This is a genomic window from Paenibacillus sp. 01T443 (genome assembly GCF_056398325.1).
In genome coordinates this window covers 595026-606280 of the sequence record NZ_JBFTPE010000005.1, presented here as the reverse complement: position 1 = coordinate 606280, position 11255 = coordinate 595026, and the positions used below count along the sequence as shown (strand labels likewise).

Below are 11255 nucleotides of genomic sequence, written 5' to 3'. Positions count from 1 at the left end.
GGCATGCGCTAGTAATTATAGCGCCGGAACGTTGCGTATTGGAAGGCAAACAGGTGAAAGTGAGAAAATAAGAAGGGGATAATCGGAAAATAGCGAATATATTTTTGAAGTTACTATCTATCATGCATAGGAAGGGTTCATCAAATGGGCATGTTATTTGCGATTATTGGTTTTATGATTATCGATTTATATTTTAATGTGATTCCGTTGTTATACCCTCTTAATACCCTTCTATGGCTGACGTATGCGTGCTTCTTTTTTGTATTAGCCCATCACGTAGCTAAGCTCACGGGTCTGAGGGGAATAAGCGATTTGGGAGTCAGGGCTCATTACGGCTGGAAAAGAAACCTGCGAATCGGTTTTTTATTCGGTGCAGGCATTTGGGCAGCGATGTATTTGCTTTTATGGGCTTTTGGGGATTTTCATGTCGATGGAATAAAGAAAGCGCCTCAAGCGATTGTTTTTATTTTAGAAGCCTTTGCGGGTATGTTTCTTGGCTCGCTAATTAATGATCTCATTGTAAGAGGGTATGTATTCGCCCATCTCAAGGGGAAAATACGAAATGTATATTTATTGTTTATATCTGCATTTATCTATGCACTGGATGATGTTTGGTTGGTAGGCTTTAGCGTTCAAAATACGATTTTCTCCATTGTATTGGGCCTGACTCTCGGTTATGTGCTTTTAAGATCGGGCTCTATTTGGATGAATACGGGGATCCATATGGGCTTAAATGTGATGTATTGTCTCGTTTACGGTATTCCAGGCCGTGAAGCTGAACAAGGTCTGTTCTTGATCGTGCCTGGGAATGACCATTCGTTTTTGCTCGAAAATGCCCATATCTTTGCGGCTATCCTCTTGCTGCTGGTCATCGTGCTGGTTTATGGCCGTTTGCGGATAAACTCGACAAACAGAAACGAGTTTTGAGACAGCGCTGGAATCCGTTCTTTTACCGGCAGGTATTGCGCGTTTCGCTTTGATTCGCTATAATCACTTTAATTCAGTCGAAGGGATTGGGTATCATGTACAAATTCCAATTGAATCAGCTTCATTATTTCATTAGGCGTTAGCACCCCTGAACAACATTCAGGGTGGGCTAGCGCTTCTCGCGTTGGCCTCCCTGCAGCATACGATGCGCGCAGGACCAAGAGGTCCTGCGCGTTTTTTTTATTCCAAGAAATCGAGAGGGGATTGATCGTGATGCAGAATGTGAAGGGGACCTATGAATATTTTGTTGTTCTCATTCCTATTGGAGTAACCGCGGCGGAACTGCTGCAAACGGCTGACGAGCTGCGCGCTAACGGTGTGCGGGTGAAGCTGGATACGAGCGGACGAAAGCTGGAAAACATTCTAGTATCGTTATCCGGCAGCGGAATTCGGTATGCCCTGCTGGTGGGAGAAACGGAATGGAAAGCCGGGCGGGTGCGTTTGAAGGATCTGGAGGAGCGGCTGGAGAGAGAAGTGAGTGTTGATGAAGCGATCTTCCTCATCGAGAAGCAATTAGGGCTGCCATATGAGCAATATTCGACCAGGCTGTCTTAATCCTTCATGCAAATGGAAATAAAAGAATGATACAGAAAGAACGGGTTGACCTTGTGGTGCACCCCACGGTTTATGATAGGGGCAGGAGGACTGAAATGTATAAGGTTAGTGATTTTTCAGAGTTGACCGGAATTAGCAAAGAAACGTTACGCTATTATGCGGAAGTTAAATTGCTTGAGCCTGCTTACATTGATCCGAAAAACAGCTATCGCTATTATGATGATGGAAGTTACTTTCTTGCTATTCTTTTAGTTAAATTAAGAGGGTTTGGTTTTACGATACAAGAAATGATTGCTGTGATGGAGGACGAGTCATTCGCGCATTTAGAAGATATGTTGCTATTAAAGAGGGAAAAGATACAGAAGCAAATCGAAGATCTTCGTCTTCGGGCTGAAGAGATCGAACAATTTCTTGCATCAGGGAAGGAGAATAACGAGTGATCCAGTGGAAAGAAGAAACGACGATTGAGGCAAATATTGAAAAAGTGTGGGAGCTATTTTTGGATAAAAACATTAAGAAAATCATGCCGAAAGTAGAGGAGCACCGGCTAATTGAAAAGGAGGAATGGGAAGTCGGGGCAAAGCATCAGCAGAAATACCGCGAAGGCAAACGCGTGGAAACCTATATGGTTGAAACATTGGCATATGAAGACAGCGAGAACAAGAAGCGGAAGGAAATCAGCTTTGTGTTAGGAAAGGCTTTCGAAATTACGCTTGCTTTTACGTTAATTAAAATCGATGCTTCGCATACGAAATTTATTTATGAGGGCCAAAATCGAGGCGTTAATTTTGTCGGAAGGGCGATGATGAAGCTTAGCAGCAGCAAAAGCAATAATACGGTCGTTCAACAATTTATGAAAAAGGTAGAACAAGAGGCATTGAAGTGAGCAGACGTAAACGGAGGAAGTTTTCTAAAACGGGCATCTCATATCAACAAAATACCAGCCTAGAACTTAAGCAAAAGGTTCTAGGCTGTTCGTTTTGTCTTAAGCGTGCGTAGGCACCTTAAGCAGCTTCTGAATATAGCTTTCAATTTTCTCCGGCGTATCTTTGGAGCCGAAGCGTTTCAGCACTTTACCGTTCTGATCGACGAGAAATTTGGTGAAATTCCACTTGATCGACCTTGAGCCAAGAAAACCGCGCGCTTCACTCGTAAGGCGCTGGAACAGCGGATGCGCAGTGCTGCCGTTTACATCAATTTTTGCGTAAAGCGGAAACGATACGCCAAAATTAATTTCACAGGCTTCGGCGACCTGGCTGTCATCGCTGAGCTCTTGATTGGCGAACTGAGAGGATGGAAAGCCCAGTACCGCGAAGCCTTGTTTGCTATACGTATCATGAAGCTTTTGGAGACCCTTGAACTGACCCGCGAAGCCGCACTTAGTTGCCGTGTTTACGATCAGCATGACCTTTCCTTTGTAAGGGGCGAGGGTCTGTGCTTCTCCTCTGATCGTCTTCACTTCAATATCGTACAAGGACATGATGAAAACCTCCAATAACCGAATTTTATATTTTTTATAATTTAATTGTACACAATTTAAATTACGCTGTCAATCACGCAAAAAAAGAAGCTGTCCTATAATACGGACAACCCCTTCGTTCCATTTTATTTTATATCGATTAATAAATCACATCGAAGGCGCCGGCTTGGATAAGCAAACGTTTGGCTTCTTCTTCGTCATCCGTGTCGGCTGCCAGCAGAAAGCGTCCCTGTTCAATGGAGTCGCCTGCCATCTCGGCATGCTTACCTTGAATACCGATATCCTCCAGGACGTTTTTAGTGCGGGTATTATGATCCAGATCGCCCGTCCCTACTACAATTCCGGCTCCGTTTCCGCCGACTACGCCTGCGCCTCCAGCGACATACCCATCAGATACAAGCGGAGCCGCCCCGATAGCGGACACGATTCTGTCGCCGCCCCGTTCCTGAGCTTCCCTAATATCATAGACTTCATCAACCGGAATATCGGTTTGACCGGCCAGCAGCGGAGCAGCCTCCTTGTTTTTTACGACAATTTGCAGGCTTTGTTTATCCGTCCTCGCTGCCTGAAACATTCTGACTGCTTCCAAGACGCTTTCTTCCTTCTCGAAAATACCGATGGTCACCGTCATGGTGAGCCCTCCTCTCGTTTCTTAGCCAATATGAGGTTACATTCTCATATACCCTTTCCTCACGGCTTTGAATCGAGAAGCGGACGGACGACGCAATAAGACATTCCTTTGGTATGCCATTTGTTCAGCTGAGCTTAGCGTGACGCGGCAAACCGTGAAACCTCGTTGATCTCGCTTAGCTCATCCGCCGTCAGCTGAAAACGCATCGCCTTCACGTTTTGCTCGGCATGATGGATTTTCGAAGCTCCCGGGATGGCAAATACCGTCTCGCCATGAGCATGAATGAGCCAATTAAGCGCGACTTGCGTCGCGGTAGCGTCATAGGAAACGGAGATTTGCTCCAGCAAATCAATGAGTGGTCTTGAGCGGTTCATTCCCTTGGCTTGAAAAGCGGGGCTCCATTTGCGCGGACCGCTGATCGCTTTGATAAGCGCAGGATCGTGATGGAACTTTCCGCTTAATATGCCCTGCTCGAGCGGAGAATAAGCAATAATGGCGCAGCCCAGCTCCTTTGCCGTTTCCAGGATGCCATTTCGCTCGATGCGTCGATCCAGCAGGCTGTACTTCACCTGATTGGAAGCGAGCCGCAAGCCATGCTCACGCAGGACGCGATCAGCTTCGCGCATTTGCTTGGCAGAGAAATTGCTCACGCCTACATGCTGGATTTTCCCCGCCGCCGCCAGCTTGGCCATTTCCTTCATCTCGCTGCTTACGGAGGAGAGGGAGAAGGGCTGATGCACCTGATGCAGATGAATCGTACGTCCCTCGAGCAGTCTTAGACGTTCTTCGATTGTGCTTCCGATGCTGCTCGCGGTGCGGAATAACGGCCACCATTTGGTTGCGATAAAAACAGGATCGTCTGCAGGGATCGTTTCCCGCAGAGCGCGTGCGAGCAGCTGCTCGGATTGTCCGTTTCCGTAAATCTCGGCCGTATCGAACCAGTTGATTCCGCCTTCATAGCTTGTTTTGACAATGTCATTAATAAGACTGTCTTGAAGAACGGGCCAAAATTTCCCGACAAGGCCTTTACCGTTGCTGAATTGCCAGCAGCCAAGGCCAAGCGGAGACAATTGCAGGTTAGTCGGGCCAAAGGGCCGGAGAACAGTTAGGGTCATGGCTAATTCCTCCCGGGTAGGTGATGACGGCTGTTCATAGTTCGACGATATAAATTTGCTTGTTACTCCTTGGCCGTGCTTTGCTGCATCTTATGAAGAAACTGATGCATGAGCGTAAGCAGGGCAGCCCCTTCTTCCGGTGTACCGTTAAGCTTACAGGCCAGCTGATAAGGGAAATCGAGGGCCTGCTCCTTCAGGGCTCTGCCTTGCTCCGTCAGCTCGACCAGCACGCTTCGTTCGTCATTGCGATCCCGTGTGCGCGTAAGATGACCGGCCGCTTCAAGCTTCTTGAGCAGGGGCGTTAATGTGCCTGAATCAAGATACAGCTTGTTGCCGAGCGCGGTTACCGTCACGTGATCCTGCTCCCATAAAGCGAGCATCGTAACATACTGCGTGTAGGTAAGGTCTATTTTCTCCAGCATGGGCCGGTACAGCTTCGTGATTTCACGAGAGCAGGCGTAGAAGGCGAAGCAGAGTTGGTTATCCAGCTTCAAAATGTCGTTGCTATCCATGTTGTTATCCTCCGTTTGGAAGGTGAATTTTTGAGGTTTCCGGCTTGACTGCTAAGTTTAATAAAATTAAATTGTGATAAATATAATATAGTGGAATGAACAACATGCTGTCAATGAGCGGGGAATTCGTCTTATATTGTAGAAAGACGCCTAAATGTGCTATAGTTACAGCGTTTATTCGAGTGGAGGTGTGAGAGCAATGTCCCATACTGCTGAAGAGGTTGCGGATTGGATGCTGAATGAATTGAAGGAAAAAGGCATTCTGCATCAAAGCTCTGCCGTGGAGCATATTAGAAGCCAATTTGGCGAATCGTTTATCTATGTGAATGAACACGGCAATCAATCGATCGATAAAGAAGTGAAGAAGGTATTCCGCAAGCTTCATAAGGGAAAAGCTGCTTGGGAGAGAGACGGCTTCTTTTGGGGCTGGAGCTAATTTTGCTTCAAAATAAATAGAAGGGCGTTATGTCGCTGATTAGGCTGAAGCTGCTTGTCTTTAGCTTTAGCTAATAACGCCTCGTTCTATTAAATAGCCTATCGATTACTGCATACATCCAATAATAAGACCGGCAATCGCGTAAGCGATCAGATGATAACCTATCGTAATCAGGTAAAGGCCGAGCTTATGGCCCTCGAATAAGTAATTCATCCCGATTTTCAGAGCTACGCTAATCCCGATCAGCAGTCCGACGACAAGACCCGTCCCTATGGTTGGTTCGTCTGTCAGTGTCAACACTAATGCCAGGATAAACGATCCGCCGAGCGCTGTTAACGCCGTTAACACATAAGTCATTGCTCCGCCGCCTGACATTTCGTTCATGGATAGGCCCCGATGTTTCATCCACGCATTGCCAAGTAAAACAGGCGAATACCATAAGAAACCAAGTACCATTGTCGTAACTGTCGCAATCAAAACTCCCCAGTAATTAATTTCGGCTAAATTGACCATTTCTTTTTTCCTCCTCTATGTATCGGACTTCATCATTTTATCAGAAAACCGCCTTTCGAAGAGAAGTGTCTAATTTTTGGCGAAGAACTTGACAAATGTAACTGTAACTATTAAACTTACAGTATGGAATCGAGAACAAAGATGTCATACGGAATCAAACGTTAGGCCGGCGAAAGCCGTTTACGCTTGCCGTAAATGTATTAAAAAACGTTACAGTTAACGGGTGATCTTACTAATCGAGATAGGTGGTGTTGGAAGATGAAATTCAACATAAGCGACTGGGTACAAGGTAAAACGAAAGATGGCGAGCTTATTCATGGATTTGTTGAAACGGTCGATATTTTGCAAGGATTCGTGACCGTAAATGTCGTGAAATCGGATAATGAGGAAGTCATTGGTAAGATCGTTGCCGTAAGATCGTCTTGGCTCAAAAACGTTTCCGACATTACTTTAGATGATGCCCAGGTTTTTCAAAATTCAATCGACTTGGCATTAGATACATGGGATGAGGAATGGTTCATGGAGCTGACAAACTCACTGAAAGCAAGTGATGCCGCGGGTAAGGCTGGAGACCGTTCGAGAGTGTATCCATTCCCTAAAAACCGACTGGGACAATCCGCTTAAGCGTTAAGCGGGTTTACCGAGTCTTCATAATAGCATGAACGCAAAAAGGATGATGCCTGCTTCTAAGCGGCATCATCCTTTTTGTCATATTAGCTAACTTTTAAGAGGAGGAGGAGGAGCGGTGTCATCTGAGCTCTAATCCGATTTGGAGCGTTTTCGCGCGTCTTACGAAATGTTCAGCCAGTGCCATGTCGAATACAGCCATCCCCATCGGGCAAAATAATACGGGTTCATCGCTTGGCATGGCCATCAAGGCACTGCGGCATACCACATCAGTCAAAGACATGGTTTGGTCTTTGGTTAAACCGAACTGAAGGTGCAGCAGCTCGATATCGGTATTTTCACGGCAAACCTCATCCCAATCATCGACGACAATCGCTTGGATACCGCCTATAGCCTCTGACTTGAAATCCCGTAAGGATATGTCGAGCAGAAGGCTGCCTGCTAATGGCGGGCTGTCAATATAACGTTCTTTGCTCACCGTGCAGGTAATAACGAGGTCGCACTCCTTATAAACATGCTGCCAGCTGTCGGCGAGATGCGTACGGCTGCGAAGCTCGGCATCCACGCTGCTGAGATCGGAGCTTTCCAGATCGCAGCCCCTTATATCATAAAGATAAATGTTTGCGAGACGTTCTCCGAATAATCGGCAGCACATTTCATAGTGAAACCTGCCTACAGGCCCAAACCCGATAATGCCCAGCGTCATTTTCCGTTCATTGCTTTGCGCTTGCAAGTAGTGACGGATGAGCAGGCCACTGACGGCTGCGGTTCGGGCGGCGCTTGGCAGCGTCGTATTAAGCATCGCGTAAGGGATGCCGGTTTTGGCGTCGTTTAGCAGGGTGATGCTGTGCGCGCGCGGCAAGCCGGCGTCGATATTGCCCGGGAAGCTGGCGATCCATTTGATGCCGGCGGTTTGCACGCTGCCGCCGACATAAGCGGGCATGGCTATGATTCGGTTAGCTGGATGATGGTACCGCAGGTAAGGTTTAATTGGCTGCGTATAGTCCCCCGAATCCATAATTCTTACGGCCGCCTCCATGCTGTCGACAAGCTCTTTCCAGTTCAGACCAATCGCACGAATATGTTCATCGCCGAGATATAACACAGACATTGTCCTTTCTGAGCTTAATGTACTTTATTTAAATTGCTGCTCTACCCATTCATCGGAATAAACGGTATCCATGTACCGCTCACCGCGATCATGCAAAATAACAACGCATACGGAGCCGTCTGGCAGCTGATGTTCTATTGATTTCAAAGCGTGAATGACCGCTCCGGACGATGGGCCGGCGAGTAGGGATTCTTTCGCAACGAGCAGTCTGCAGCCGGTAACCATATCGCGATCAGCTACCTTGACGGCAAGGTCCATAAATTTCGTTTGCCCAAAAGGCGGGATAATCCCTGTTCCGAGGCCGGGAAACCGTCGCTTGCTGTTAGCACCGCCAAAAATAACGCTGCCCTCCGCATCAACCGCGACCACCTTGGTCGACAAATTGTGGTCGCGAGCATACTTTGCGCATCCAAGCATCGTGCCGCAGGTACTGACTCCGCCGACTATGTAATCGACGTGGCCCAGCTCCTCTATCACCTCATGCATGGTTCCCTCATAGTGGGACATGTAGTTGTTTTCATTTGCATATTGATTCGGCCAAAAGCTATTCGGAATGCGTTCGATGAGCTGCTGCACCCTATTTAATCTTGCTGGCAGAAACTCTCCCGTTGCGGGGTCGGTTTCAGTCACGAGCTCAATATCGGCACCATAGGTGCGCATGATCCGAATGTTCTGCTGCGTCGTCTTTGGATCAATGACGCTAATGAACCTCATGCCGAAGTAGGAGCAAATAGCGGCAAGGCTGATGGCCATATTCCCGGAGCTGGACTCGATGATGACGGAGCCGGGGCCGATTAGGCCGTCTTCCAAAGCTTTTTGAATAATGCGCGCGGCGGAGCGGTCTTTGGCGCTGCCTCCGGGATTAAGCAATTCAAGCTTGGCAAAAACCTTGATCCCGCGATCGTTCGCGAACAGCTTCGAGAGCTGCACAAGCGGTGTGTTCCCGATAATCGACAACAAGCTTTTTTCCATAGGTTGAGTACCCCTTAAAAATAAATTTTTTTGGATTTTACCGCCCCTCGTTCGAGCTGTTCGTTTTCCGCTGCGCGTGTGACCGAAATGCCTTCCAAAATTCGGTTTTGAATCATGAGCCCAATATCACCGATTTTATGCTCGATAGCATGCTGAATATGAACAAGCATCTCGTCTTTTAGAGATTTGCTTCGAATATGGACGGACAGCTTATTTTGGATGAGCTTTACGCGAAGCTCGGCATCATGGACGAATTGGTGCACGACGCTTTCGATATCGTACAAGCTAATCTTCTCGCCATGCTTCAAATCCGTACCGATTCGTTTTGAGATACAGCTAAAGCATTGCCGCTCCTTGCCATTGATTGTGACGGTTCGAAAATCGCGTACGACATCGTAAGTCACGTATCGTATGGCTGGGAATAAAGTGCGTACGTAGGATGTCAGTATGAGAACGGCTTCATTGGCTTGAAGAGGCTCGAACCGGTCGTCAATCAACTCGGCAGGCAAAGCCTCGGCGTGAATGCCGCTGTCGATGACATATTGGCCGAGCTCATGCGAGTAAGCGGCGATTGCGCCGATCTCAATAGAGCCGTAGGTGTCCAAAATATCCTGTGGTTCAATGCCAAAGCGGGCCGCGATGTTGCTTTGCCATTCAGGCGGCGCGATCTCGCCGACGAGAATGATTTTTTGTATGCCCAGCAGATGCGGTTCTCCCGAAGCGGCGACGATAGCATCCAAGATCGAAGGCATTGTATAAAGCAGCTCCGGCCGAAAGGCTTCGAGCTTCGCGATATGCTGTTCGATGGGCAGCTCGAAGGACAGTGATTCCGCTTGCCAGCCCAGCTGCTTGAATATGGTGAGCGCAGTGCTGGCGGCGTGACCGGTTCCCATGTCTGCTAACGCTTTTTTAATAACGGCAGGACGGCAATTAGGGTCTGCGTTGTCGGTCGCCGCGAGCCATTCGCGGAAGGATTCCGCTTTTGCTGCGATATACTTTTCGTCATCTTCTTCGGAGTAATAGATCGCTTTCCGGACGCCTGTCGAGGTACCGGAGGTTTTGAATACCGACAATCCGGCTTCTTGACGCGCTTGCTGCGCGTAATAATGCTTTTCGAGCAGCGCAGAGGTCATAAGCGGCAGCTCAGATATTTCGCAGGCATGCGGCTGTATTTCGCTTTGCGCCAGCAAATCGCCGTACCAGACGTGAAGCTGGCATATACGCATGATTTGCCGCTGCAGCGGGGATGAGGATGACATTCGTTAGCCTCCTATGGATAAATCCCTCATATATTTACTTACCAAAGCATATGTCGCGATTACGAGCAGGTTCGGCTTATGACGACAAATGCCTACATCCAATTTGAGGAAGAACCGTATGCTAATAGGAGTGAGTAACTGGGAGGGGAATTTTGTGAATAAAAAGCAAGCCAAGGCGGCGCCTGTGAAAAAAGTACGCAGCACCGTTGCGAGCAAGTGGACGAAGACAGTTTTGCTGCAGGTTGATCCGCAGGTTAGAAAATACCTGCCCCCGGCGCGGATGATGACCGAAAAAGGCCTGCGGGAGATGCTGCTGAAGTGGAAAATGGTGTACGTGAAACCGACGCTTGGATCACTAGGGAACGGCGTTATGAAGGTGGAGCTGAATGAGGGAAGGGGATCTGGCCGAGCGGCGCGCAGCTATTCGTACCAGCTTGGGGAGACGCGGTTAACTTTTCGTACTTACAAAGAGGCTTACCTATCCATTCTGAAAAGCACGAAGGGGAAGGAATATCTTGTGCAAAAAGGTATTCATTTGCTTAAACACAAAGGCCGGCCTTTTGACATTCGCCTCGTTATACAGCAAACGCCTCGCGGCATTTGGGAAGCGACCGGCACTTTAGGCAGAGCGGCTCATCCTCGCAAAATCGTGACGAACGGAAGCCAAGGCGGGACCATTTATCCAACCGATTATTTGCTGAAGCCCTATGCGAGCAAGGTGAAGCGGGCCCAAATGCTGAAGCAAATGGATAAGCTGGCGATTAATACAGCGAAATGTCTCCATAAAGTCTATCCGGGAATCAAAGAGCTGGGACTTGATCTTGCGATTGACAGGCAGTTGAAGCCTTGGATACTGGAGGTGAATACGCGGCCGGATCCCTGTCCGTTTACGCTGCTCGAGGACCAATCGATGCTGCGAAAGATCGTGCGTTATGCCAAAGCATACGGCAAGACCTACCGGCTAAACTGTAAAAAGGCAAAACGAGGAATCAGGTAGAGAGTGCAGCTGAAAAGCCCTCGCTGTAAGCACACCTAGGTGCTTACAGCGAGGGTGAAG

15 protein-coding genes are annotated in these 11255 nt (G+C 48.1%); 7 read left to right on the top strand and 8 right to left on the bottom strand.

Annotated features, from left to right (window positions below):
* Nucleotides 1–144 precede the first annotated feature (144 nt).
* The 4 genes from AC1DLI_RS10335 to AC1DLI_RS10320 all read left to right on the top strand — a co-directional run bounded on the left by AC1DLI_RS10335 (nucleotide 145) and on the right by AC1DLI_RS10320 (nucleotide 2428).
* Nucleotides 145–927 (top strand): CPBP family intramembrane glutamic endopeptidase, encoded by a 783-nt coding sequence (locus AC1DLI_RS10335; RefSeq protein WP_477602126.1) that lies wholly within the window; start codon nucleotides 145–147, stop codon nucleotides 925–927.
* A gap of 273 nt (nucleotides 928–1200) precedes the next feature.
* Nucleotides 1201–1542, top strand: coding sequence for a His/Gly/Thr/Pro-type tRNA ligase C-terminal domain-containing protein (locus tag AC1DLI_RS10330; RefSeq protein ID WP_477602124.1), 342 nt, complete (start codon nucleotides 1201–1203; stop codon nucleotides 1540–1542).
* Between the two features lie 95 nt (nucleotides 1543–1637).
* A complete protein-coding gene (locus AC1DLI_RS10325; RefSeq protein ID WP_308996107.1) occupies nucleotides 1638–1982 on the top strand; it encodes a MerR family transcriptional regulator in 345 nt (114 codons plus the stop codon).
* Nucleotides 1979–2428, top strand: a complete 450-nt coding sequence (locus AC1DLI_RS10320; RefSeq protein ID WP_477602122.1) for an SRPBCC family protein — start codon at nucleotides 1979–1981, stop codon at nucleotides 2426–2428. Before AC1DLI_RS10325 ends, AC1DLI_RS10320 begins: the two co-directional genes overlap by 4 nt.
* 99 nt (nucleotides 2429–2527) lie before the next feature.
* On the opposite strand, the gene AC1DLI_RS10315 is transcribed toward AC1DLI_RS10320, so the two are convergent.
* The 4 genes from AC1DLI_RS10315 to AC1DLI_RS10300 form a co-directional block, all read right to left on the bottom strand.
* Nucleotides 2528–3022 carry a glutathione peroxidase gene (locus tag AC1DLI_RS10315; RefSeq protein WP_477602120.1) on the bottom strand — a complete coding sequence of 165 codons (495 nt, stop codon included), beginning with the start codon at nucleotides 3020–3022 and terminating at the stop codon, nucleotides 2528–2530.
* A gap of 139 nt (nucleotides 3023–3161) precedes the next feature.
* A complete protein-coding gene (locus AC1DLI_RS10310) occupies nucleotides 3162–3653 on the bottom strand; it encodes a hypothetical protein (protein WP_477602118.1) in 492 nt (163 codons plus the stop codon).
* A gap of 134 nt (nucleotides 3654–3787) precedes the next feature.
* Nucleotides 3788–4768 (bottom strand): aldo/keto reductase, encoded by a 981-nt coding sequence (locus AC1DLI_RS10305; RefSeq protein WP_477602116.1) that lies wholly within the window; start codon nucleotides 4766–4768, stop codon nucleotides 3788–3790.
* 62 nt (nucleotides 4769–4830) lie between these two features.
* On the bottom strand, nucleotides 4831–5280 hold the full coding sequence (locus tag AC1DLI_RS10300) for a MarR family winged helix-turn-helix transcriptional regulator (protein WP_477602114.1): 450 nt from the start codon (nucleotides 5278–5280) through the stop codon (nucleotides 4831–4833).
* A gap of 199 nt (nucleotides 5281–5479) precedes the next feature.
* Between AC1DLI_RS10300 and AC1DLI_RS10295 the strand changes: the two genes are divergently transcribed.
* Nucleotides 5480–5716, top strand: a complete 237-nt coding sequence (locus AC1DLI_RS10295; RefSeq protein WP_477602112.1) for a DUF6953 family protein — start codon at nucleotides 5480–5482, stop codon at nucleotides 5714–5716.
* A 105-nt stretch (nucleotides 5717–5821) separates the two neighbouring features.
* Here AC1DLI_RS10295 and AC1DLI_RS10290 read toward each other — a convergent pair whose 3' ends face one another.
* Nucleotides 5822–6229, bottom strand: coding sequence for a DUF1761 domain-containing protein (locus AC1DLI_RS10290; RefSeq protein WP_308996101.1), 408 nt, complete (start codon nucleotides 6227–6229; stop codon nucleotides 5822–5824).
* A 258-nt stretch (nucleotides 6230–6487) separates the two neighbouring features.
* Here AC1DLI_RS10290 and AC1DLI_RS10285 point away from each other — a divergent pair, with 258 nt between their 5' ends.
* Nucleotides 6488–6853 (top strand): IDEAL domain-containing protein, encoded by a 366-nt coding sequence (locus AC1DLI_RS10285; RefSeq protein ID WP_477602109.1) that lies wholly within the window; start codon nucleotides 6488–6490, stop codon nucleotides 6851–6853.
* 124 nt (nucleotides 6854–6977) lie between these two features.
* On the opposite strand, the gene AC1DLI_RS10280 is transcribed toward AC1DLI_RS10285, so the two are convergent.
* Genes AC1DLI_RS10280 through AC1DLI_RS10270 form a run of 3 tightly spaced genes read right to left on the bottom strand, consistent with a single transcriptional unit; the run spans nucleotide 6978 to nucleotide 10198 of the window.
* Nucleotides 6978–7967, bottom strand: coding sequence for a 2,3-diaminopropionate biosynthesis protein SbnB (locus AC1DLI_RS10280; protein ID WP_477602107.1), 990 nt, complete (start codon nucleotides 7965–7967; stop codon nucleotides 6978–6980).
* 24 nt (nucleotides 7968–7991) lie between these two features.
* Nucleotides 7992–8939 carry a 2,3-diaminopropionate biosynthesis protein SbnA gene (gene sbnA / locus AC1DLI_RS10275; RefSeq protein WP_477602105.1) on the bottom strand — a complete coding sequence of 316 codons (948 nt, stop codon included), beginning with the start codon at nucleotides 8937–8939 and terminating at the stop codon, nucleotides 7992–7994.
* Between the two features lie 14 nt (nucleotides 8940–8953).
* Entirely contained in the window at nucleotides 8954–10198 is a 1245-nt protein-coding gene (locus tag AC1DLI_RS10270; protein WP_477602103.1) for a phenylacetate--CoA ligase family protein, read from the bottom strand.
* A 154-nt stretch (nucleotides 10199–10352) separates the two neighbouring features.
* On the opposite strand from AC1DLI_RS10270, the gene AC1DLI_RS10265 reads away from it, so the two are divergent.
* Nucleotides 10353–11195: a YheC/YheD family protein gene (locus tag AC1DLI_RS10265; protein WP_477602101.1), complete on the top strand. Its 843-nt coding sequence runs from the start codon at nucleotides 10353–10355 to the stop codon at nucleotides 11193–11195.
* Nucleotides 11196–11255: the final 60 nt, after the last annotated feature.